Origin of the sequence: Kribbella sp. NPDC056861 (assembly GCF_040687575.1) — a bacterium.
In the GTDB taxonomy this organism is placed as follows: domain Bacteria; phylum Actinomycetota; class Actinomycetes; order Propionibacteriales; family Kribbellaceae; genus Kribbella.
On the sequence record NZ_JBFBNQ010000004.1, the window covers coordinates 897,953 to 921,392 of the forward strand.

Consider the following 23,440-nt stretch of genomic DNA (forward strand, 5'->3'; position numbering starts at 1 on the left):
CGTCACAACCTCAGGGCGTGAGCCGGTGCAGGTCGCGCGGGAACAAGGTGACCTCGCGAACGTTCTCGGCCCCGGTCAGCCGCGCGACGAAGCGTTCCAGACCGATCGCGAACCCGCCGTGCGGCGGCATCCCGTGCTTGAACGTCTGCAAGTACGACCGGTACTCCGGTGCGTCGGCCGACTCACCGCGCGCCGCGAGCGCCGCCACGTAGTCGCTGTAGCGGTGCAGCCGCTGGCCGCCGGTGACCAGCTCGACTCCCTTGAACAGAAGGTCGAACGAGTTGGACCAGCGCGGGTCCGACGGCTGCGGATTGGTGTAGAACGGCCGCTTGACCATCGGATACCCCTCCACCGCGACGAACTCGCTGCCGTGCTCGCGCAGCGCCCACTCGCCGATCGCGCGTTCGTCGGCGGGGGCGAGGTCGGGCTCGTCGGGGTTGGCGCCGGCCAGCTTCAGCGCCTCGCTGAAGTGCAGGACGGGAACCTCGGTGGGGATCTCCGGCAAGGTGACGCCGAGCCGCTCCAGCGCGGTACCGGCTCGGTCGCCGACTGACCGGAGCATGTCGGCGAGGACGTTACGCAGTACGGCCAGGACGTCGCGGTGGTCGGAGATGAAGCCGAGCTCCGCGTCGAGCGAGACGTACTCGGCCAGGTGCCGGACCGTGTCATGCGGCTCGGCCCGGAACACCGGACCGACCTCGTAGACACGCTCGAAGACGCCGACCATCGTCTGCTTGTAGAACTGCGGCGACTGGGCCAGGTACGCCGGGCCACCGAAGTAGTCCAGAGCGAAGACGTTGGCGCCCGACTCGGTCGCAGTACCGACGATCTTCGGGGTCTGGATCTCGGTGAAGCCCTGCTTGTCGAGCGAGCTGCGGTAGCCGTGCAGAGCGGCCGCCGCGACCTCCCAGTTGGCGCGGATCGCCGGGTGGCGCAGGGCGACCGGAGCGTTGTCCAGTACTACGGGCAGCCCGGCGCTGACCGATGGACGCCACAGCTCGATCGGTGGCGTCTCGGCCGGCTCGGTCAGCGGCTCGATGACGGGGTCGACGATCTCGGCCCCACCCGGCGCCTGTGGGTTGGCGGCGACCGTGCCGGTCACCTGGACGACAGTCTCCTCGCCCAGTTCGTCCAGCTGGGCTTGGGTTTCCGGCGTCTTGACGACGATCTGGCTCAGGCCGGAGCGGTCCCGTAGTACCAGGAAACTGACGGCCGCCAGCCGTCGTCTTCGATGGATCCAGCCGGCCACCGTGACGGTCTGGCCTACTGCTGAGGGGATCTCGTGGTTGAGAATGCGCATCGCTGTTGTTCACCTCCGTTGGTTATCTCGAACCCCGGAGGTGTGGGCGAAGGGGAATCTCGCGGTGCCACCACACCTTCACCGGCGCACCTTCGGGAGGTGCTCCGGCCTCTTGCCGTGCATTCGCTCAGGAGTGTCTTCGCGACCGCCCCGCGCATCGCCTTCCCAGCTACCGGCGACTCTCTCCTGCGTGGGGGTGATGGTTGTTACTTGGTTCCGTCACCACGAACGTGTTCAGGGTAGTGCGCTGCCCGGGGCCGGGCCAAACCGATTACCGCTTGGTCTTCCCCGGCGGAATCCCAGCAGTGTCGGTGTCATGCCGCCCGACCGTGCTCGCCGTCACCGTGATCGTGTTCGACGCGCCTGACCCCGGCCACGCCGCCCACTCGGAGTTGAGCGGCCGGGTGTAGTTGTTCGTCGTACAGGTCGCGCGGCGGACGTCGGTGGAGCGGGAGCAGGTCCAGCCCTTGTTGAAGTAGGAGACCAGGGACAGGTTGCGGCCCCAGGAGATCTCCAGGGTGACCCGGCCGGTGGTGCCGCCGATGGTGAGGAAGCGGTTGTAGACGAACGGGTTCGGGTCGTGGTGCGGGTCAGGGGTGACGATCGTCAGCAGCGACTCGTCCGACTGCGGGCCGGGCAGCGTCTCGGAGTCAGTGTCGTACAGCAGGCCCGCGGTCGCCGCTACGGAGTACGCAGCAGCACGATCCGGTACTGCGAACTCGGCGTACAGCGGAGCAGGCCGGGCCGGGTTGGTCGCGGTGCAGGTGCGGCTGGCGGGGGTGCACTTCCAGCCAGTGGGGTTGCCCGTGAGCGGCCAGGAGAGCGCTGCGCCGTACTGGAGCTTCACCGTGACGCTGGTCCGGGTGCCGGGGGCAACGGTGATGGTGCGCAGGTACGTGTCCGGGGAGGTCTTGGTGGTGCTCAGCTTGAGCAGGTTTTCGTCGAGGCGCGGCTGCGGCGGGGGGACCGGCGCGGCCAGGGTCTCGGAGTCGTCGTCGTACAGGCGGCCGCTCTTGGCCGAGACGGTGAACGTGCGTTGGGCCGCCGTGCCGCCGCTCGGGTCGGCGAAGGACACCGGCAGGGTAGAGGGTGCCGCCGGGTCGGTAGCCGTGCAGCTGCCGCTCGCTTGAGAGCAGCTCCAGCCGGCCGGGCTGCCGCTCAACGGCCACTTCAGGGACGAGCCGTACTTGATGCCGATCGTCACCGGCTTCGCGTTACCGGCCGGCACCTTGATCTTGATCAGCCACGTCGGGTTCGCCGCGGCCTCCTCGACTGCCTCGGCGCGGGTGGCAGGCCCGTACGGCGCGCGCCCGCCCGGCGCTCCGCCACCGGTCGGGGCGCTGATCGTCAGCAGCCCCTCGTCGAGGATCGGGGTGGTCGGCTCCGGCGGCGTCGGGGTGGGGACGGTCGGCGTCGGCCGGGTCGGCTCGCTGGTCGGCTCAGTCGGCGCGGTCGTCGGGTCCGGCGCAGTGGTCGGCGGGACCACCGGGGGCTTCACCGGCGGCGGTTTGACTACCGGCGGCTTCACGGGAGGCTTCACCGGCGGATTGACCGGTGGCTGTGTCGGCTGCTGCGTCGGGGGCTTGTCGATCGCTGCCGGGGGAGTCTCGTTGCCGGTGAGAGCCATTGCGGCGATCACTGCTACGACGGCGACCACGACAGCGCCTCCGCCGACAGCGACCCGGGTGCTGTTCTCGGTGACCTTCTGCCAGCCGGTGACCAGGAAGCCGGCGATGCCGACCTTGACCCCGGAGGCGGCGGCCAGGTAGCCGAGGCCCGCAGTACCGAGCAGTGCCGGAGCCAGCAGGGCAGGCAGCGCGCTGTTGACCTCGACGAGCTCCAGGTAGACCGCGGTGCACTTGGCGCAGTCGTCCAGGTGCTCGCGGACGTTCTTGTTCTCCCGCTTGGTGAGGCCGCCGCGCACGTAGGCGCCCAGGCGCTCGGTGGTCCAGCGGCAGCGGTCACCGGCGACGTCGGCCAGGTGCTGCTGCAGGTATGCCTGCCGCAGTCCCTCGCGGGCGCGGTAGGCAAGGGCGGAGACGCCGTTGGCGGTCAGGCCGAGCAGGGGAGCGATGGCGGCGGGCTTCTCGCCCTCCACCTCGGTGTGCCACAGGACGGCCTGCCAGCGCTCGGGCAGCGAGGCGAAGGCCTTGGCCGCCGCGCCGCTCTCGAAGCCGGTCACGCTCGGGTCGTCGAACCCCTGCGGCTCCCGCTCGTACGCCGCGATGTCGTCGGTGGTCTGCACCTTGCGGCCGGACCTGATCCGGTCGACGTGCACCCGGCGGACGGTGGTCAGCAGGTACGCGCGGAAGGAGATGTCCGGGCCGCCGCCGTTGCGGAGGGCATCGAGCACCTTCGCGAAGGCGTCGCTGGCCAGGTCGTCGGCGTCGTTGGCCGGCACCAGCTGGCGGGCCATCCGCTCGGCGGCCTGGTGGTGGCGGCCGAACAGCTCGCCGTACGCCTCGAGGTCGCCGTTGCGGACGCGCGCGATCAGCTCCGCGTCACTGGGTCCTTCCGGCGTCTCCACTCGACTTCCCCCTGGGTTTGTCACTACATCGTCACCGGCTGTCACGTCGTTGCCGGGATCAAGGTTCCCATGAGGGACGGATCGGCGCACCTAAACATGACGACGGCGGCAGCTGTGAGGTTACGCGAAAAAAGATTCCGAAATCCGCGTCATGAACCGGCCGGCCGGGTGTCTCACCTCCAGAACGACGCTTCCGGCCACCCGGTCGGGAGACGAAGGGACCACCCGAGGAGGGGACATGTCGCTGTTCGCGGACATCCGCCGACGGCTCGACCTACGTCCCAGCCGGTCCCTGAACCTGGCGGGGTCGCTCGCCCGGGACCGGCCGGAGGCGTCGTCTGCTGAGCAACCGTGCGGAAGGAGGGAGCCGCACGGCACTGCTGGCATCGACCGCAGCGCTTACCTGGCAATCGCCGAAGCTCTGCAAGACGGTGCCGATGTGGTGCCCGCGAGCGACGAGGTCGGACGCCGATTGGCCGAAGACGGAGTCTCGCTGCTCGAGGCACTGGATGGGCTGGGTGCGCTGTACCGCTCGATCGCCGGGGGCGAGCCGGCCTTCGACGCGGTACGCGCACTCAGTTCCAGCTGGGCCGAGGCATCACTCATCTATCTGCACTCGCTGTCGTGCGAGGACCCGCTGACCGGGCTGTCCAGCCTGGCGCACCTGCGGTCCCGGCTCGGCGAGATCTACCGGGAGGCCGATCTCCGTGGAACATCCGTACCGGCGACGCACGCACTGGTGGTGGTCGAGCCGCTCTACCCGGCAGGCATCACGCCCCTTGAACGCGAGCTCCGGCTCATCGACGTCGCGGAGTGCCTCCGGATCGTGTTCGCGGGCGGCGACGTACTGGGCCGCCTCGGCGCACGCCGCGCGGCGGCGCTCGTCGATCGCGACCCGAACCTGCCGGACCAGGTCGAGACGGTCCGAGCGCTGATCACCCAGTGGCGGCTGGACACCGACGAGCCGCAACTGGCCCGGGTGTGGATCGAAGGACTGCCCGCGGCCGAGCAGTGGGGCGGCCGCGTACTGGACGAACTGGCAAGACCCGCATAGGACCTGCGTCCGGCCGCCGACAGGGGGACGACCGGACGCATCGAGCCGACGGCGGATCGCCTGTCACGGGGTAGGCGATCCGTCGTCGCTGTCCTGAAAAGTGTCCGTCGTGGTGGCTAGGCTGCAGCTATGTGTGGGAGATACGCATCGAGCCGGGATCCTGCTGATCTGGTCGTCGAGTTCGAGATCGACGCGGGCAACGTGAAGGAGTCCGTGCAGGAGCTGCCGGACAACTACAACGTCGCGCCGACCGACGAGGTGATCGCCGTCGTCGAGCGCAAGAACCGGGACGCCCCGGACGAGACGATCCGCAAGCTGACCACCGTCAAGTGGGGGCTGGTGCCGTCCTGGGCCAAGGACACCTCGATCGGCAGCCGGCTGATCAACGCCCGGATGGAGACCGTCGCGGAGAAGCCGGCCTTCAAGAAGGCGTTCGCCGTCCGCCGCTGCATCCTGCCGGCCGACGGGTACTACGAGTGGTACACGGCCGAGGAGAAGGTCAACGGCAAGCCGGTCAAGCAGCCGTACTTCATCCGCCCGGCCGACGGCGGCGTGCTCGCGATGGCCGGCCTCTACGAGATCTGGCGCAACAAGGCCGTCGCCGACGCCGACCGCGACGACGCCTGGCTGTGGACCTGCACCGTCCTCACCACCACGTCCACCGACGACCTCGGCCGGATCCACGACCGGATGCCACTGCTGGTCGAGCCCGACCGCTACAACGCCTGGCTCGACCCGCTCTCCTCCGACCCCGACGAGCTGCTCGACCTCCTGGTCCCCGCCGCGCCCGGCCGCCTGGAGGCCTACGCGGTCTCCAAGGCCGTCAGCTCGGTCAAGAACAACGGCCCCCACCTGGTCGACCCGCTCCCCCCGGACGGCACCGACCCGATCGACAAGCCGGAGGAGCCGGAGGAGATCACGCTGTTCTGAGAGAAACCCGAGGTGGCGCGGTGGGGCGGCCGGGAATGACAGGATGGGGCCGTGACCGACGAACGGATTGTGGCGACGCCGCACGGTGAGGCTCGGATCGTGGCTTATCGGGCGCGGCGGCCGGTGGCGACGCTGGCGCTCGGTCATGGGGCCGGTGGCGGGATCGAGGCCGGGGATCTGGCCGCGCTGGCGGCCCGGTTGCCGAAGCAGGACATGAACGTGTTCCTGATCGAGCAGCCGTGGCGGCGGGCCGGGAAGAAGCTGGCGCCGGCGCCGAAGGTGCTCGACGAGGCGTGGATCGCGATCATCGGGCAGTTGCGGATCAGGACGCCGCTGGTGCTGGGCGGGCGGAGCGCGGGGGCCCGGGTGGCCTGCCGGACCGCGGCGGGGCTGGGCGCTTCCGGCGTACTGGCGTTGTCGTTTCCGTTGCATCCGCCGGGCCGGCCGGAGAAGTCGCGGGTGGACGAGCTGCAGACCTCGCGGCTGCCGACGTTCGTCGTACAGGGGGAGCGGGATCCGTTCGGTACGCCGGAGGAGTTTCCGCCGCTGACCGAGATGGCAGTGGTGCCGGACGGCGACCACTCGTTCAAGGTGCCGAAGCGGGCCGAGCTGACCCAGGACGAGAGTTTCGACCTGCTGGTCGAAGCTGTGTTCGAGTGGGTCACCCGGGAGATCTCGGGCTGAACCACCCCGGCCGGGCGGCGGGAATTACCACGCGGCCGGGCGTGTTGTGATGAGCATGATGGCGACGAGTCTGGCTCCTGCGCGAAAGACTGCGAAGACCCCGGTATTCTCGATCACGATGCCGACTCCCACGACCACCGAGACACCCGAGCAGCGGACCGAGCGCTTCGAGCGCGAGGCGCTGCCTTTCCTCGACCAGATGTACGCCGCGGCGATGCGGATGACGCGGAACCCGGCCGACGCCGAGGACCTCGTCCAGGACACCTTCGCGAAGGCGTACAGCTCCTTCCACCAGTTCACGCCGGGCACCAACCTGAAGGCGTGGCTGTACCGGATCCTGACCAACACCTTCATCAACGGGTACCGCAAGCGGCAGCGTCAGCCCACGCAGTCGCCGACCGAGGAGATCGAGGACTGGCAGCTCACCGCCGCCGAGTCGCACACTCCCGGCGGGCTGAAGTCGGCCGAGGCGGTCGCGCTGGAGCACCTGCCCGACTCCGACGTGAAGTCGGCGCTGCAGTCGATCCCGGAGGACTTCCGGCTGGCCGTGTACCTGGCCGATGTCGAGGGGTTTGCCTACAAGGAGATCGCCGACATCATGGGGACGCCGGTCGGCACCGTGATGTCACGGCTGCACCGTGGCCGGCGCCAGTTGCGTGAGCTGCTGGCCGACTACGCCCGGGAGCGGGGCCTGATCCCCGCGCTAGACGATGCGCCGGCGGACGGATCCGCGGCGGCTGCCGAGGAGGAGAAGTCGTGAGCTGCGGCGAGGACCACGACGTGGACTGCAGCGAGATCCTGGAACGTGTGTACGTCTTCATCGACAACGAGCTCGAGGACGCCACCACCGACGAGATCCGCCAGCACCTCGAAGAGTGCGCACCCTGTCTCGACCAGTACGACATCGAGCGCTGCGTGAAGAAGCTGGTGCACCGCTCCTGCGGCGACGAGCAGGCCCCGGACGCGCTGCGGCAGCGGATCCTGCTCCGGCTGACCCAGATCCGGATCGAGACGACAACCACCACCATCGTCTCCACCGACTGACCACAGCTCCAAGCATCGAGGCTCGCCGGACAGCTGTCCGGCGAGTCTCGCTCGCTTTCAGGCCTCGGTCTGGTGCTCGGCGAGCAACTGCGAGGCGGCGGCCTCGTCGTTCGGGAAGCCGCTCTGCAGCACGGCTGAGGCCTGCCGCCAAGCGCTGGTGGCCGCGGCCAGGTCTCCGGTGGCGGCACAGATCTTGCCCAGCACGATCAGCAACAGCCCTTCCCGCTGGTGATTGCCGTAGGCACGCGCCAGCCGCAGCCCGGCCTCCGCCTGCTCAGCCGCAGCGGAGTGGTCGCCGACCGCCAAGTAGGTGATCGCCAGTTGCTGCAGACTCTCGGCCTGGGCGACGCCGTCCTTGAGCAGCCCGAAGCCGTCGATGCTTCGGCTCAGCATCAGACCTGCCTCCGCGGTGCTGCCGGCCTCCAGATAGGCCTGCCCGACGATCTGCTGACGCTTCGCCAGTGACCGTGGATTGCCGGACTGCTCCGCCAGTACGAGGCTGAGGTCGAACGACTCCCGGGCCAGCTCCAGCTCGCCACGCCTGCTGTGCAGCCGGCCCATCGCCAGATAGCTGATCCCGACCACGCTCTGGTCGCCGATCCGCTGGCTCAGCGCCAACGCCTCCTCGGCGCACACCAGCGCTTCGTCCAGCTCACCCAGCAGCTCCAGGACGTAGCTCAGCGACGTACAGCAGCGAGCTTGCCCTGCCAGGTCGGAAGTGGCCCGGAACAGCGTCAGGCTCGCGCGCAGGTGCGCGAGCGAGGTGACCAGGTCGCCGCGCTCGGCATCGGGGATGGCCAGGTCGTGCTCGAGCCACGCGGCCAGCCGGTCGTAGCCGAGCTCGATGGCGATCTGCCGCCCGGTCCGGTCGATCGTGCGCATCTCGATCCAGCGCGATCTGACCTCGACGTACCCGAAGAGCGCCAGCGCGAGCTCGGGGACGAACTCGCGCAGCCCGGGCGTCCCGCTGACCTGTGCGACGAGCCCGAGAATGTTGCCTCGCTCATGGTCGAGGAGGGTCAGCGCGGTGGGCGCGTCAGGCAACTCGGGCAGCGCGCGTGCGGGCGGTGTCGCGAGCCCGAGCCGGCGACTGTCTGGATGGGTGAGTTGCTGGCTTCGCCAGGCCACGCCGAGGTAGTACTGCAGGACGCGCGCCAGGGCGTCGGTCCGGGCTCCTTCGGACAAGGTCTGCCCAGCGCGCTCGCGGGCGAAGGTGCGGATCAGGTCGTGCATCCTGTACCGCCCCGGCAGCGCGGAGGACAGCAGATTGAGATCGACGAGTCGCTCGAGGATCCGCTCGGCGGTGTCCTCGGAGACGTCGAGCAGCTGGGCAGCAGTCACCGCGCCCAGGTCAGCGCCGTCCGGCAGACCGAGCAGCGCCAGCGCGTCCGCGGCCTGCCGGTCGAGCTTTTGGTTGCTGCTGGCAAGGAATTCAGCGGTGCCGGCGATATTGGCCCGTACGCCGGACTCGCCGGTCCCGAACTCGTCCAGCCGCCGGTGCTCGTCACGCAACTGGCTGACCATGTGCTCGATCGGCCAGCTCGGCCGCGCGGCCAGCCGGGCGCCGATCAGCCGGACCGCGAGCGGCAGCCGGCCGGTCAACTTGGCGATCGACCGAGCCGCGGCGCTCTCGCTGCCCACCCGATCGTGGCCGGCAATGGTGGCCAGCAACTCGACCGAGTCGGCCTCCGACAACGGCGTCAGAGCGATCTGCCGGAAGCCCGGCAAGGTGGTCAGGGCCCGCCGGCTGGTCGCGATCACGGCCGATCCAGGTGCTCCCGGCAACAACGGCAACACCTGGGCCGCGCTGTTCGCATTGTCGAGCAGGATGAGGACTCGCTGCCCGGCCAGCCGGGATCGATACACGCCGGCCAGTTCGTTGATGCCCGAGGGGACCGTCCGGTCGTCATCGAGGCCGAGCGATCGGATCAGCTGACTGAGCGCCTCGACCGGCGTGAGCGGAGTACCGGGGCCGTAACCGCGCAGGTCGACGTACAGCTGGCCGTCGGGAAAGCTGTCGCCGACCAAGTGGGCGACATGCACGGCCAACGCGGTCTTGCCGACCCCGCCCATGCCGGTCACCGCAGCCAATTGAACCCGCTCCGGCGGCTCGCCCGTGGGCCGGAAGACCTCCACAAGGTCACCAACCTCGGCGGCCCGCCCGGTGAAGTCAGACAAGGTCGGCGGGAGCTGACGCGGCAGCACCCGAGCCTGCTCCACCGGTGCCGCCACCGGCTCAGCCACTGGACGCCGAGGCGCCTTGGCAGCCAGCAAAAACTCGCCGACCGCCTTGCCATCAAGCTCCAACGCCCCCGCCAGCGCCTCGATCGTCTCGGCCCGAGGCCGCCGCCGCGTCCCACGCTCGAGCAAGCTGATCGCCTGCTCACTCAACCCAGACTTCTCCGCCAGCCCGGCCTGGGTCAGCCCGGCCTCGACCCGGTACTTCCGAAGCAACTCGGCCAGCGTCTCCACGATCAGCTGTCACCGCCGACCGTCGGCTGGGCAAGCTGCTGTCTACGCAGCTCGGCGGCCTCTGAGGTGGCACCTTCCGCTTCGAGGATCGTGATCGCCTCAAGGCGGGTGTGGCGGGCGGCGGATGGCTTCGCGGTGGCGTCCTGGACGGTAGCCAACACGGCGAGCAGCAACGCCTTGCGATGGTTGTCGCTGTGCAGATCTGTGAGTCGGAGGCCCTCGCGGGTATGCCGCTCCGCCTCGCTGTAACTGCCGCGGGCTAGTTCAACTTGGGCGAAATGCTGACGGCTCTCGGCCAAACCGACCAAGTCGTGGATCTTGGTGTAGAGGTCGAGCGCGGCAGTCAAATGTCCGATTCCGGGGCCGTAAGCTCCCTTGTCGAGATAGCTGGAGGCCGCGACCCGATGACGTCGCGCGATCATGCGGACGTTGCCGGCCGACTCGGCCAGTTCGAGGCTGAACCGGAAAGCCGCTGCCGCATCCGTGCTTCGCCCGACCCGGTTGTAAAGCACTCCGAGTGCCAGCTGACTGGTTCCGAGCGCGTTCAGCTCGGCTGACTGCTCAGCCAGCTTCAAGCCGCGCTCGCCCCACTCGATCGCCTCATCCAGACGATCCAGACGCTCGCAGACGTGGCTCAGCGAGGAGCAGCATCGGGCCAGTCCGGCGTTGTCCTGTACGGCCTCGAAATGGTCCAGCGACCGCAGCAGCCGAAGGCGGCCTTGCGCCATGTGTCCCAGTTCGATATCCGGGACCGCGCGGTCGTGCTCAAGCCAACCCCAGGTGACGTGATCGGCTGCTGATGGTCCCGATGACAGCGCCAGGTCAAGAATGGCCCTCATGCGTGGCCAGTACGCGCGCATCTCCAGATAGCCGAACAGACCGAGTGCCAGCGACGGGCCGAACCGGCTCGCCATCGCCGGCTGGGCCGCTGCCTTTTTGTAGAGGTCGAGGATCGAGTCGTACTCCGCATCGAACCAGGCCGGCGTCTCGATCAGGTCGGTGAAGACCGGGACCCCGGTGAGAACGAGCTCTTCGGTTGGTTGCCGTGGACTCCACGGATGAGTGACTCGTTGTGCCTGCCACGCGGCAGCTGTGTAGTACTGCAGGCCCCGCTCGATGGCCGCCGTGCGCTCGGCTGCACGCTCGTCGCTCGAGAGGCGTTCGTCGGCGTAGGTCCGGAGCAGGTCGTGCAGGTGGTACCGCAGCGGGCCGATCGAGTCGAGCAGGTTTAGGTCGACGAGGCGTTCGAGCAACCTCTCCGTCGTCTCCACGTCCTTATCCAGCAGCCGGGCGACCAAGGACACCGAGATCTCGGGTCCGTCCGCGAGGCTCAGCAGATCGAAGGCGGCGGCGGCCTCGTGGTCCGCGGTGTCGGGACTGTCGAGAAGCTCGTTCAACGAGGCGGCGAAGGTGGCCCGGACGCCGGACTGGTCGACGCCGAGCTCGTTCAGCCGCCGGCGCTCGTCCTGGAGCTGTTCCACGAAGTGCCGCAGCCGCCAGCCAGGACGGGCGTTCATCCGGGCGCCGATCAGCCGGAGCGCCAGCGGAAGACCGCCCGTCAGCTCCGACAGCTCCTGGGCGGAGGCTTCGTCGGAGCGCACCCGGTCGTCGCCGGCGACGCTCGCCAGCAGGCGCAGGGATTCGGCGGCGGTGAAGGTCGACAGCCGAACGATCCGGCTGCCTGGCAAGGTGGCCAGGAAGCGGCGGCTGGTGATGATCGCCGCCGATCCGTTGTCACCGGGCAGCAGTGGAGTCACCTGTTCGACCGAGCTCGCGTCGTCGAGCAGGACGAGCATCCGTCGCCCGGCCATCCGGGAGCGGTACAGCCTGGCCATCTCGTCGGTCCCGTCGGGGATCGCGTCATGCCGTACGCCGAGAGACCGCAGGAGTTGCCCGAGCGCCTCGGCGCTGGTCAGCGCGTTGCCGGGGTCGTAGCCGCGTAATGCGACATAGAGCTGCCCATCCGGGAAGCGGTCCGCGGTGAGGTGCCCGGCGTGCACGGCCAATGCGGTCTTACCGACCCCGCCCATCCCGGTGATCACCAGCCGGACACCGACGGATCCGGCGCTTTCGAGTGCCTCCAGCACCCTTTTCAGCTCACCCTCCCGGGCGGTGAAATCGGCCACCGTCTGGGGCAGTTCCCACGGACGCGGCTGAGAATGCGCGATCGGCGGGCGCGCCGACTCGATCGGTGTTTTGACCGCGGCGAAGAATTCCTCTTCCGCGTCAGGTGTCAGCTTCAGAGCCGCGCTGAGTGCCTGCAGGGTCTCCGCGCGCGGGCGCCGTCTGGTGCCACGCTCCAGCAGGCTGATCGCCTGCTCGCTGAGACCCGCGAGCTCGGCCAGCCCGGTCTGGGTCAACTCGGCAGCGAGCCGGTGCCGGCGCAGCAGATCGCCGAAGGCAACCGTCACCCGAACCACCTCCCCGTCACCGAACCGAGCGAACGCACGCGATGCGTCCGCTCGCTAACTGTAGGGAAGATCGCCGACAGTGCGCCTTCGGTTATCCACAGTCGAGACGTTCCAGGTCGGATCGTCAATCGGCCGGGCCGATCAGCTATAGCGGTTCATAACAATCGGTGCAGGGTACGTAACAAAGTATTCATGTCGAATAGCGGGGAGTATCCGGAGTGGAACACTGAGTATACGAAACCAGTGTGGTCAAAGGTCTTGTTGTGACATGTGACCAAACTGCAAAGACCCCGGTTTTCACCGGGGTCCTCGCTGTACGTAGTTGCCTGACTCAGGCGTTGGGACGCTTGCCGTGGTTAGCGGCCTTCTTCTTACGTGCGCGACGCTTGCGGCCGGTCTTGCCCATCTGAAAGCCTCCTTGTAACAACTGCAAAGAGTCACAGTCTCTCATACCACGATGGTGTGCTCGCTACAGTGCGGCGGGTCACGGTCTGGCTTACAGTGTTTCGGCGCGACACGGACGAGCGAAAATAAACTCAAGAGTCAGCGATGCGCTGTCGATGCCCCCCTGCTCCCGCCCACGCGGGATTCGAGACTACGCCGCTGGTCGGAGGTGACTATGATGCTTGGCGACAGCTGGGATTGGTGAGCTTTGGCGCAGCGGGAGGCTTGAGGTGACGCCCCAGTGAGAGCATCACTGCTACGAGCCGCGGTGGCTGCCATCGCCGCTTCAGCGTTGACCATTCTGGTCGTTTCGCTGACGCGGATCACTTACGGCCCGACCGTCCTGACACTGTGTCTGTTGATGCTTCTCGGTGGAGCGCTGCGGTTTCGTGTGTTGCCGAATCACCCGGCGGTACTCGATTCCATCGCGCTCGTCGCAGTCTTCGTGATCGCCGGGCCCTGGTATGCGGTGGCTGTCTCTGTCTTCGGCTATCTGCCACAACTCAGACAGCCGTCCCCCATGGTGAAGCGGATCTTCAACCCTTCGTACCGCGTTCTGGCCGCAGCCGGCGGTGGTTTGGCCTATACGGCGGTCGGCGCGCCGGTCGGGACCGAGATTCTCGATCAGGTCCCGTTGACCTTCGCGGCGGCCTTGGCGGCGACGGCCGGCCATCAACTAGCCAACGCTCTGCTGGTCAGTTTGATTCTGTGGATCGAGGGCCAGGTTCGGGTCGTGGACTTCCTCCGGTCCGTGATCGCCCCGACCTTCCTGCCGATGCTCGGGTACAGCGCACTGGGCGTCCTGCTGGCAGTGATGTGGATCGGTGGTCTCGGCATTGTCGCGTGCTTGCTGGTCCTGGTCCCTCTGCTCGTCGTTCGCTGGGCGTTGTCGCAGTACCAGGCCGAGCGGGCCGCACAGGCCGCCACGATGCGGGCCTTCATCCAGGTGATCGAGACGAAGGATCTGTACACCCGGGGTCACTCCGAGCGGGTCAGTATCGGAGTCGGGATGCTGGGCAAGCACCTTCAGTTGTCCGAGGATCGCCAGAACGCGCTCGAGCATGCGGGGCTGTTGCATGATGTCGGCAAGGTGGGAGTACCGACCAGCATCATCCGCAAGCCGGGCAAGCTGGACGACTCCGAGATGGACGCGATCAGGCTGCACCCGGCGCGTGGCGTCGAGTTGATCGGCAACATCCCCTTTCTCGAAGAGGTCAAGTCCGCGGTACTGCACCATCACGAGAAGTACGACGGCTCGGGCTACCCGGCAGGGCTCAGCGGCACCAACATCCCGTACTTCGCCCGGATCATCGGCATCGTCGACGCGTTCGACTGCCTCACCTCGACCAGGTCCTACCGGCCTGCGCGGAGCGTCGAGGAGACGCTGGCCATCCTGATCCAGGATCGGCGCACACACTTCGACCCCGAACTGGTGGACGCCTTCGTCGATGTGATCGAGACCTCCGGCTGGACGGCCGCCGCCGACCAGCCGGCGCCCGATGACAAGATCCAGGTCAGCATCGACCACGACGATCTGAGTCTTGGTACGGGCGGCGGGGCGTCAGGGTCGGCTGCGGGGCCCGCGTGATCCTTCTGGGCGAAGCGGATTCCTCGGAGTCCCGTCGACTGAGCAGCGGGGTGGTGATCGTTGCAGCAGGTGGCTGCCTCGGCGCCGTCGCCCTGGTCATGACCTCTCGTCGGGGGCTGACCGAGTGGCCGTTCGCGCTCACCTTCGCTCTCTTGATCGCGATCGGCGAGATGGTGCAGTTCCGGGTGGATCGCAGTCGTAACCGTGCCCCCATCGCCACCAGCGCCGCTCTGGCCTACGTGATGTTGCGGGGGCCGGCCCTCCATGTTCCCCCTGACGTTGCCCAGATCATCGCGGTGACGGGGGTGGCCACTTTGGCCGGAATCGTGCCCAGGGCCGTGGCCGGACTCGGCTGGGACCTGGTGATCTCCAGTCGGCGGGTGCTCTCGGTGGGCTGTGCGGCTGTGGTCTTCGCTGTCCTCACCCCGCACAAGTTCTTCTGGAACGGTTCATGGACCCATGCGTTGCCGCTGGCGGGCACCATGCTGCTGGCTGTGCTGTCCGCCGGTCTGATGGACGCTCTGGTGGGGGCGGGGCAGGCGACCGAGCGGCTGAATCGACCGTTCCCCGCTGCCCTGCGCGACGAGCTCAGTGTGATGGGCCGGATTGGCATGGCCATGGGAATCAGCGGGATGCTGCTCGCCGCTGGGACCTCGTTGATCGGGTTGTGGGCACCACCCCTGGTGATCGTGCCGCTCTTGCTGACCCAGTTCGCGTTCCGGCGGTTCGCTTCGGCGCAGCGGACCTATCGGACCACGGTGCGATCGATGGCTCGGAGTACGGAGATCGCGGGGTTCAGCAGTCCGGGGCAGAACGCGCGGACAGCGAGCCTTGCGGTGGCGATCGGCAATGATCTCGGGTTGACCCCGCCGCGGATGGAGGCGCTGGAGTACGCCGCGTTGCTGTCGGGGGTCGGGCAGTTGGCGTTGGCGGATCCGAGTCCGGGTGGGGCGTCGTTGCTGCGGAGTCGGGAGGAGCGGCAGCAGGCGGCGGAGATCGGGGCTTCGATCATCGAGCGGTCCGGGGTGCTGGACCACGTGGCGGAGATCGTGCGGCACTCCAACGACCCGTACCGGCAGGGGCGGGCCAACAATCCCGATATCCCGGTCGAGAGTGGGATCGTCAACGTGGCGCTGGCCTACGAGCAGCTCGTGGGTGAGGGGACCGGGCAGACGCCGGGCAAGGCGATGGAGAACATCGGGCTGGGGATCGGCGCGGAGTACGACCCGGTCGTGGTGGAGTCACTGCGCCGGGTGATCGGCCGCGGGTTCCGCTTCTAGGTCTTCCCAGCTGGGCGGTGGCTGGACCGGGATGTGGCCGGCGCCGCCCATTCCGGCGTACAGGAGGAGGCCGGCGCCGGCGGCGATCAGTACGTCGCCAGGGCTGACGGCCTGACCTAGGCCGGGCAGCGCAACCGGTACGACGTCACCGAGCCAGGGGAGTCGCGTCGTGGCGTCGGCGAGCTCATGCCTTGGGTCCTCGGCGAAGCCGGTGATACCGGCGCGAGCGAGCGTGGCCAGCGAGACCGGCATGGCGCCGTTTAGAGCCACCACCAAGGCGTTGCAGGCGAATCCGAGGGCCAGCAGGGCAACCCCGGGCCGCCTCAGGTTGAGACGCAGGAAGACGCCGATGCAGAGGGCGGAGCCGATCAGGCCCACCGGGTAGGCGATTCCGCCGGTGAGAGAGCCCAGGACCTGCCCTGTGGCCGCTGCGGCCAGCCAGTGCAGCCCGGCCAGGGTGTTGTCCGCCAGGTCCGTCAGATGCCCGCCGGTGAGCAGTGCCGCCACCGCGGCGAGGAACATGACGAGCAGAACCAACAGCATCCTGGTGATTCTGCCCGTCATGAACCGTCAAATCAGCAAACCCGACTCCTGAGCGTGTCGGATCAGCTACTTTCCGTACTACGCCCTGGCGGGCTTCGCGTCGCCTTCGTCCAGCAGCTCCGGCAGGTCCTTCACACCCGGGTCGCCCGCATCCGCGAGGTAGTCCGTCGGGTGGGTGGTGTCCACGCCGTCCGGCACCTTGAGCGCCCGGAAGAGCAGCGTCAGGGCGACGGTGATGACCAGGTTGATCGCGATCGCGGTCAGCCCGATGTAGGCCTGCGTCTGCGTGAACGGGATGTTCGCCAGCGAACCGCCGAAGTGCTTCTTGGTCGCCGGGTTCACCACGTTGTACGCCGAGATGGTGCCGAACACCATCGCGACCGCCCAGCCGGCCAGCAGCGCCCAGCGGTGGAACCACCGGGTGAACAGGCCGACCACGATCGCCGGGAAGGTCTGCAGGATCCAGATCCCGCCCAGCAACTGCAGGTTGAGCGAGATCGTCTTGTCCATCCCCAGCACGAAGATCAGCGCGCCGAACTTCACCAGCAGCGAGGCCAGCTTGGAGACCTTGGCCTCCTGCGCCGGGGTGGCGTCCTTCTTGAGGAAGTCGCGGTAGATGTTGCGGGTGAACAGGTTCGCCGCCGCGATCGACATGATCGCGGCCGGAACCAGCGCGCCGACCGCGATCGCCGCGAAGGCGATGCCGGCGAACCAGGCCGGGAACTCCTGGTCGAACAGCCGCGGGATCGCCAGCTGCGGGTTCGGCTTGCCGTCCAGGCCGGTGATGTTCACGTTGGCCTTGATCGCCATGAAGCCGAGCAGCGCGAGCAGTCCGAGCAACAGCGAGTAGGCCGGCAGGATCGCCGCGTTACGCCGTACGACGTTGCGGTTCTTGGTGGACAGCACCGCGGTGACCGAGTGCGGGTACATGAACAGCGCCATCGCCGAACCGAGCGCGAGCGTCATGTACGCCGAGTACCCGGTCTCGCCCGGGATCAGGGCGCCGGTCGGCTTGCCGGTGGCCGGGTTCGGCTTGGCGAACTTCTCCTGGGCCGCGCCGAAGATCGCGTCCCAGCCGCCGAGCGCGTGCGGCAGGTAGATGATCGCGACCGCGATCACCAGGTAGATCAGGCCGTCCTTGACGAACGCGATCATGGCCGGCGCGCGCAGCCCCGACGAGTACGTGTACGCCGCGAGCACCGCGAACGCGATCAGCAGCGGCAGGTCCTTGGCCAGCAGGTTGCTGCCGCCCAGGCCCATCGTCTCGAAGACCGCCTGCATGCCGACCAGCTGCAGCGCGATGTAGGGCATCGTCGCCAGGATGCCGGTGACGGCCACCGCCAGCGACAGGCCCCGGCTGCCGTAGCGGCCGCCGACGAAGTCCGCCGGGGTCACGTAGCCGTTGCGGTGCGCGACCGACCAGAGCCGGGACATGAAGACGAAGATGATCGGGTAGACCACGATCGTGTACGGCACCGCGAAGAAGCCGCTGATCGCGCCGGTGGCGTACATCGCGGCCGGTACGGCGACGAACGTGTACGCCGTGTAGAGGTCGCCGCCGAGCAGGAACCAGGTGATGAAGGTGCCGAAGCCCCGGCCGCCCAGACCCCACTCGTCCAGGCTGTCCAGTTCACCGGTCCGCCGCCAGCGGGCCGCCATGAAGCCCATCACCGTGACCGCGACGAAGATCACGATGACGATGATCAGCTGGATCCAGTCGACCTTGGTGTTCACCGGTTGCCCTCTTTCCTGCTGGACCCGGCGTCGAGCCCGGACTCGGCCCGTCGCTTACGCTCCTCCCGCATCACCAGCTGGTACGAGATGCTCACCGTGATCGCGGAGATGAAGACCCACAGCAGCTGGTACCAGTAGAAGAACGGAAAACCCCATAACCGGGGTTCGTCCCGGGCATAGGTGGAGACTAGAAGCGGGACGACCACGGAGACCGCCAGCAGTATGCCGGCGATCCAGTAGCCGGGTCTGACCGCGGCAAGTTTGGACACAGCAACCTCCTCAGGACACAGGCGCGCGGGTGAACGTTACAGCTCGCCCACGCACAGCGACTAGACCTACAGGGCGGGTTATGGATACCGATGCGGCGTGGAACCTCCGGCGAGTCCTGCTGTCCGTGGTGTTCCTGCTGGTCGTTGCCCTGCCGCTGTATCCCGAGCTGTTCGGGCTGGACGAGGTCACCCCGTTCACCCAGCTGGTGTCCTTCCGGCCGCAGTTGCTGGTGCTCGTCCTGGTCCTCGGCCTGGTGATGCTGCTGCGCTGGAACTGGCGGATCGCGGCCGGCCTGGTGATCCTGCTGGCCCTCACCGGCGGCGCCCTGGTCTCCCCGCGCCACCTGTCCAAACCCAACCCGCCACCGGCCAGTACGAAGGTGCTGACGGTGATGGTCGCCAACGTGCTGGGCGGCGGCGCCGACGCGGGCGAGGTGGCCAAGCTGATCAGCACCCACAAGCCCGACATCGTCTCGTTGCCCGAAGCCCAGGTCGACGTCCGGCAGGAGATCCAGGCGCACCTGCAGGGCCCGAAGTACAACGGCTACACCCAGCAGGCCAACGCGGCCGTCGAGAGCGCCACCAGCGTGCTGGTCTCCGCGGACCTCGGTAACGTCCAGTTCAGCTCGGAGAAGCTCAACACCGGCCAGGTCAGTGCCGAGCAACCCAGTACGCCGAAACCCGGCGCCGGCGACCCGGGCGCCGAAACGATCGGCCCGGTCCAGCAGACCACCACGCAGTTCGGCCACGTCATCATCACCGGTGGCGGCCTCGGCAAGCTCCGGGTGATCGCGTACCACGGTTACCCGCCGCTGCCGCGGGACGTGACGATCTGGAAGCAGGACCTCGGGGTGCTGAAGGACTGGTGCTCGGCCGGCCCGCAGACGATCCTGGCGGGCGATTTCAACGCGACCACGGATCACGCCGACTTCCGGGACGCGCTGGGCCGCAACTGCAAGAGCATCGCGCCGACGGTCGGCGCCGGGCTCCAGGGCACCTGGCCGGCGGATCGGCCGGCCCTGTTCCGCACCCAGATCGACCATGTGGTCGTCACCGACGGACTGGTCCCGGGCAAGTTCAAGACGTACGAGGTGGAGGGGTCCGACCACCGCGCCGTGATCGCGACGGTCGCCGTACCGAAGCAGTAGATTCGAGGATCGAGCTACCTGGGGGGCGCCTTGATCCTGGAACGCGAGCGGGAACTCGCTGTCCTGTCCGGCCTCGTCTCGGCGGCCGCTGCCGGTGCCGGCGGGATCGCCGCGGTGGTGGCGCCCGCAGGGATGGGCAAGACGACACTGCTCGCCTCGGTTCGGGCAGAGGCTGAGCAAGCCGGTTTCGTCGCCCTGTCCGCGCAGGGCTCGCAGTTCGAGCGTGAGTTCTCCTTCGGCCTGGCCCGCCAGCTCTTCGAGTCAGTGGTCCGGGGGACAGACCTATTGGACGGGGCGGCCGGGCAGGCCGGCGCAGTACTGGGTGTGCCCGACGTACCAGAGCGCGGTGACTTCGCGATCCTGCACGGCCTGTACTGGCTCACTGCGAACCTCTGTCAGCAAGGGCCCCTGCTGCTGTGCCTGGACGATCTCCAGTGGTCCGACGCCGCCTCCCTCCGGTTCGTGGCCCACCTGCTGTCCCGAGTCCGCGACCTGCCTCTCCTGGTCGTCATCGCCTCCCGGCCGGAAGAGCCGAACGCTGACCTGCGGCTGATTCGGCAACTCGTCGCAGACCCCCGCTGTGTGCAGCTCCAGCCGGCAGCGCTCGGTGAGACCGCAGTGGGCGGCCTACTGCCGGCAGAACTCGGTACTCCGGAGCCAGAGTTCGTGCGGGCCTGCCAGACGGCAACCGGCGGCAACCCCTTCCTCATCGGCGAACTGGGCCGCGCACTGCTTAATGCTGGGCTGGAGCCGGTCGGCGCCAACGCTGGTCGCGTCGAGGCGGTCGGTGGTGCGGCACTGGTCAAGCTGGCCTCGCAGCGGCTGACCCATTTGTCACCGGAGGCAGTCGTCTTCGCCAGGGCGATGTCGCTGCTCGAGGACCGCTCCGACCTGGCAGTAGTGATCGAGGTGGCCGGCCTGACGCTGCCGTCGGCCACGGCCGCGATGACCGAGCTGGAGCAGGCCGACATCCTGCGCCCTGGCTCGGAAGGCCCGCTCACCCAGGGCTCTGTCGCCTTTGCGCACCCGTTGATGCGGGCCGTCGTGTACGAGTCGCTGACGGCCGGAGACCGGATCGCCGGCCACGCCAGGGCTGCCGAGGTACTGACCGCGCACGGCAGCGAGCCGGAGAAGGTCGCCGGGCACCTGCTGCTGATCCCGACCCGCAACGACCCAGCCGCCGGCCAGGTACTGCGTCGCGCCGCGGCTGACGCGCTGCGCCGCGGCTCGCCGGCCAGCGCCACGGCGTACCTGGATCGTTGTCTGGCCGAGCCACTCGCGGACGACGTCCGGCTTGCGTTGCTGGTCGAGCTGGGCACGATCACCCAGCAGTCGGACATGAGCGCCTCGGCCGGCTATCTCCAGCAGGCGGCGAACCTGGCGGTCGCAGCAGAGGACCGGCTGCGGATCGCCGACATGTACGCACGCGCTCTGCACTTCACCGGCCGCAACACCGAGGCCGTCGAGGTCTGCCGTACTGCGCGGGAGCTGCCCGGGGTGAGTCATGACTACGAGCGGCGACTCGACGCCCAGCTGCTGGTGCTGGCGATCTCCGACATGTCGATCGCGAACCGTGCGGCCGAGCTGGACTCCGCGCGGGCGATCGCTCCCGATGCCACGGTCGGGAGCCGGCTCGTCGACGGCGTCATCGCGGTCGCCGACGCGTTCGACAACCGGCCCCGGGCGACCGTGGTCGAGCGGGCCTCCCGGTCCTTGCTCGACCTCGACATCCGGACCGCCGCGACCGGTCTGGAGATCTACCTGTCCGGCTGCATCGCCTTGTTCATGGCGGATGCGGACGAGGGGATGACGGTGCTCGACCGTTGGGTCACGCAGGCCTACGACCACGGCTCGACGGTGTTCATGTCCTACGCCAAGGCCGCTCGCGGGATCGGCTGGTTCTGGCGGGGAGCGCTGGCCGAGGCGGCCGCCGATGCGTTGGAGGCACTGGAGATCGGCGAGGCGAACGGTACCGACGTACGGGCTGCGGCGGCGGGCTGTCTGGCGAACGCTCTGGTTGCCCAAGGCCACTTGGAAGAGGCTGCTGCGGCGCTGGACCGGTCCGGGTACGACCCGGCTGAGGCGCAGGCGGGCTTCCTCTACACCTTGATCGAGAGCCATGCCGGGCTGGCACTGGCGCGAGGCGACAACGCGAAGGCAGCCGAGCTGGCCAGGCTTTGCGGCGAGCGCTATGCGGGCAGTGGGGGAGTCAACCCGTCGCGGGTGCAGTGGCGATCGCATCTGGCGACCGCGTTGCATGCTGCCGGTCAGGTGGAGGAGGCGCGGGAGATTGCTCAGGAGGAGGTTCGGCTGGCCCGGGTGTGGGGAGCTCCGCGGACGCTGGGCCGGTCGTTGCGGGTGGCCGGGCTGATCGACGGGGACCTCGAGTTGCTGCAGGAATCCGTTGCTGTGCTGGCGGATTCGCCCGCCCGGTTGGAGTATGCGACCTCGCTGGTCGACCTCGGCGCTGCGCTGCGCCGAGCGGGACAGCGAGTTGCCTGCCGGCCGTTGCTGAGCAGCGGGATCGACCTGGCCGAGGTCTGCGGGGCTGCTCCGCTGGCTCGCCGCGGGCGGCAGGAGCTTCGGAGTACGGGGGTCAAAGCACGCCGTACTGCGGTCGCCGGGGTCGGAGCGTTGACGCCGAGCGAGGCACGAGTGGTCGAGCTGGCCACGGCCGGGCGGTCGAACCGGGACATCGCCCAGGCGTTGTTCGTGACCGCCAAGACGGTCGAGGTGCACCTGACCAACTCGTACCGCAAGCTCGGCGTGAGCGGCCGCCGGGAGTTGATGGCACGCACAACAGCCCCCGAACCAGGTCCGGGGGCTGTCACGCGGTGACCGGTCAGTCGACGTGGATCGTCACGGTCGCGATGTTGGTGGTGCTCTCGGCGCTCTTACCGGTGTCGTAGCGGTACCGGAAGGTGTCCGTGCCGTGGAAGCCCGGGTTCGGCGTGTAGGTCAGCGCGCCGGTGCCGAAGTCCATTTCCAGCGTGCCGTTCGGCGGGGCGTAGCCCTGCTGGATCCAGTTGTAGCCCTTGAGATCGGCGGACGGGAAGACATCGTTCGCGCTGACGCCGTTCTCCGCGTCGACGGTCAGGGTGGTGCCGGACATCACCGTGTAGGAGTCGTCGACGGCCGTGGCCGGCGGGACGATCTGGACCGGGACCAGGGCGGTCCAGGCCGGGTCGCTCGGGTTGACCCGGGAGCCGAAGCGGTCCTTCACCCAGACCTCGACCACCAGCGTGCCGACGTAGTTCTTGTCCAGCGGAGTGACCGAGATCCAGCCGTCCGCACTGATGCTCGCCGTACCCCGGCCGTACTGGACCGTTGCCACGACCTGCGCTCCGGTGCCGTTGGCGACCTTGCAGCGAACGTCCTCGAGCCACCAGTTGGAGACACCCTTGAGGATGTGGTTGGTGTTCGGGGTGGTGCAGCTCGGGGCCGTCACCGGCACTGCCTCATAGGTGCCGCAGTGCATCTCCCGGTAGTCCACTTTGCAGTGCGTGTAGGGCACACCGGCGCTGTTCTTGGTGGGCTCGGCCAGCGTCGGCCGGTTGGCCACGGTGTAGACGTCCTCGTCGGTCCGGCCGTCGTGGCGGCTGTAGACCCACGGAGCAGGCGCCGGGCACAGGGCGATCCAGCCGGCCACGTGCGGCGGCGGGTTCCAGGTCACCTTGCAGCCGCTGTGGCCCGGGATCGTCATGTTCGGCGTCTTGTTGCCCTGGGCGAAGAAGATGTAGCCGCCGTCGTCCATCCGGTCGTAGAAGGTGAAGGTGCCGGCCGGCCGCATCGGATCCGGCTTGATCGAGCTGCCGATGCTGCCGACCGGACCGAGCCCGCCGGTGTTGATGACGATCAGCTCGCCGTACAAGCAGCCGCCGCCGTCATCCGGCCGGCAGATCGCCGGCTTGGCGCTCGCGGTGGTCGTCATCGCCACCGAGAACGCCGCCATCACGAAGACCGCTGCCAGCAGCGCCCTGATCATCCTCGTCGTTGTCCGCATCTGCGGGAA

General features: G+C 68.4%; 17 protein-coding genes. 9 read left to right on the forward strand and 8 right to left on the reverse strand.

Going from position 1 to position 23,440, the window contains the following annotated elements:
* Positions 1 to 10 precede the first annotated feature (10 nt).
* Positions 11 to 1,300 carry an aspartate--tRNA(Asn) ligase gene (aspS, locus tag AB0P21_RS23795; RefSeq protein WP_363699334.1) on the reverse strand — a complete coding sequence of 430 codons (1,290 nt, stop codon included), beginning with the start codon at positions 1,298 to 1,300 and terminating at the stop codon, positions 11 to 13.
* A 271-nt stretch (positions 1,301 to 1,571) separates the two neighbouring features.
* Positions 1,572 to 3,827, reverse strand: a complete 2,256-nt coding sequence (locus AB0P21_RS23800; protein ID WP_363699335.1) for a sigma-70 family RNA polymerase sigma factor — start codon at positions 3,825 to 3,827, stop codon at positions 1,572 to 1,574.
* A 238-nt stretch (positions 3,828 to 4,065) separates the two neighbouring features.
* Here AB0P21_RS23800 and AB0P21_RS23805 point away from each other — a divergent pair, with 238 nt between their 5' ends.
* The 5 genes from AB0P21_RS23805 (at position 4,066) to rsrA (ending at position 7,539) form a co-directional block, all read left to right on the forward strand.
* Positions 4,066 to 4,881 carry a hypothetical protein gene (locus AB0P21_RS23805; RefSeq protein ID WP_363699336.1) on the forward strand — a complete coding sequence of 272 codons (816 nt, stop codon included), beginning with the start codon at positions 4,066 to 4,068 and terminating at the stop codon, positions 4,879 to 4,881.
* A gap of 129 nt (positions 4,882 to 5,010) precedes the next feature.
* Positions 5,011 to 5,811, forward strand: a complete 801-nt coding sequence (locus AB0P21_RS23810) for an SOS response-associated peptidase (RefSeq protein ID WP_363699337.1) — start codon at positions 5,011 to 5,013, stop codon at positions 5,809 to 5,811.
* 51 nt (positions 5,812 to 5,862) lie between these two features.
* On the forward strand, positions 5,863 to 6,495 hold the full coding sequence (locus tag AB0P21_RS23815) for an alpha/beta family hydrolase (protein WP_363699338.1): 633 nt from the start codon (positions 5,863 to 5,865) through the stop codon (positions 6,493 to 6,495).
* 118 nt (positions 6,496 to 6,613) lie between these two features.
* A complete protein-coding gene (locus AB0P21_RS23820) occupies positions 6,614 to 7,255 on the forward strand; it encodes a sigma-70 family RNA polymerase sigma factor (protein WP_363699339.1) in 642 nt (213 codons plus the stop codon).
* A complete protein-coding gene (gene rsrA, locus AB0P21_RS23825) occupies positions 7,252 to 7,539 on the forward strand; it encodes a mycothiol system anti-sigma-R factor (protein WP_363699340.1) in 288 nt (95 codons plus the stop codon). The genes AB0P21_RS23820 and rsrA overlap by 4 nt, the downstream gene beginning before the upstream one ends.
* Before the next feature lie 57 nt (positions 7,540 to 7,596).
* On the opposite strand, the gene AB0P21_RS23830 is transcribed toward rsrA, so the two are convergent.
* Both AB0P21_RS23830 and AB0P21_RS23835 read right to left on the reverse strand, forming a co-directional pair.
* Positions 7,597 to 10,011, reverse strand: a complete 2,415-nt coding sequence (locus AB0P21_RS23830) for a helix-turn-helix domain-containing protein (RefSeq protein ID WP_363699341.1) — start codon at positions 10,009 to 10,011, stop codon at positions 7,597 to 7,599.
* 2 nt (positions 10,012 to 10,013) lie between these two features.
* On the reverse strand, positions 10,014 to 12,422 hold the full coding sequence (locus tag AB0P21_RS23835; protein ID WP_363699342.1) for an NB-ARC domain-containing protein: 2,409 nt from the start codon (positions 12,420 to 12,422) through the stop codon (positions 10,014 to 10,016).
* A gap of 685 nt (positions 12,423 to 13,107) precedes the next feature.
* On the opposite strand from AB0P21_RS23835, the gene AB0P21_RS23840 reads away from it, so the two are divergent.
* Positions 13,108 to 14,454, forward strand: a complete 1,347-nt coding sequence (locus tag AB0P21_RS23840) for an HD-GYP domain-containing protein (RefSeq protein WP_363699343.1) — start codon at positions 13,108 to 13,110, stop codon at positions 14,452 to 14,454.
* Positions 14,455 to 14,507: 53 nt separating this feature from the next.
* The gene (locus AB0P21_RS23845) at positions 14,508 to 15,734 is read left to right on the forward strand and encodes an HD domain-containing phosphohydrolase (protein ID WP_363699344.1); all 1,227 of its coding nucleotides are present in this window, start codon (positions 14,508 to 14,510) and stop codon (positions 15,732 to 15,734) included.
* On the opposite strand, the gene AB0P21_RS23850 is transcribed toward AB0P21_RS23845, so the two are convergent.
* The 3 genes from AB0P21_RS23850 to AB0P21_RS23860 form a co-directional block, all read right to left on the reverse strand.
* Positions 15,696 to 16,277 (reverse strand): DUF5317 domain-containing protein, encoded by a 582-nt coding sequence (locus AB0P21_RS23850; protein ID WP_363699345.1) that lies wholly within the window; start codon positions 16,275 to 16,277, stop codon positions 15,696 to 15,698. The two genes, AB0P21_RS23845 and AB0P21_RS23850, sit on opposite strands and share 39 nt — an antisense overlap.
* Before the next feature lie 78 nt (positions 16,278 to 16,355).
* Entirely contained in the window at positions 16,356 to 18,011 is a 1,656-nt protein-coding gene (gene mctP, locus AB0P21_RS23855; RefSeq protein ID WP_363699346.1) for a monocarboxylate uptake permease MctP, read from the reverse strand.
* Entirely contained in the window at positions 18,008 to 18,280 is a 273-nt protein-coding gene (locus AB0P21_RS23860) for a DUF3311 domain-containing protein (RefSeq protein ID WP_363699347.1), read from the reverse strand. Before AB0P21_RS23860 ends, mctP begins: the two co-directional genes overlap by 4 nt.
* A gap of 80 nt (positions 18,281 to 18,360) precedes the next feature.
* Between AB0P21_RS23860 and AB0P21_RS23865 the strand changes: the two genes are divergently transcribed.
* Entirely contained in the window at positions 18,361 to 19,428 is a 1,068-nt protein-coding gene (locus AB0P21_RS23865; RefSeq protein ID WP_363699348.1) for an endonuclease/exonuclease/phosphatase family protein, read from the forward strand.
* 30 nt (positions 19,429 to 19,458) lie between these two features.
* The gene (locus AB0P21_RS23870; protein WP_363699349.1) at positions 19,459 to 22,266 is read left to right on the forward strand and encodes an AAA family ATPase; all 2,808 of its coding nucleotides are present in this window, start codon (positions 19,459 to 19,461) and stop codon (positions 22,264 to 22,266) included.
* 4 nt (positions 22,267 to 22,270) lie between these two features.
* On the opposite strand, the gene AB0P21_RS23875 is transcribed toward AB0P21_RS23870, so the two are convergent.
* Positions 22,271 to 23,431, reverse strand: a complete 1,161-nt coding sequence (locus tag AB0P21_RS23875; RefSeq protein WP_363699350.1) for an Ig-like domain-containing protein — start codon at positions 23,429 to 23,431, stop codon at positions 22,271 to 22,273.
* Between the last annotated feature and the right edge of the window lie 9 nt (positions 23,432 to 23,440).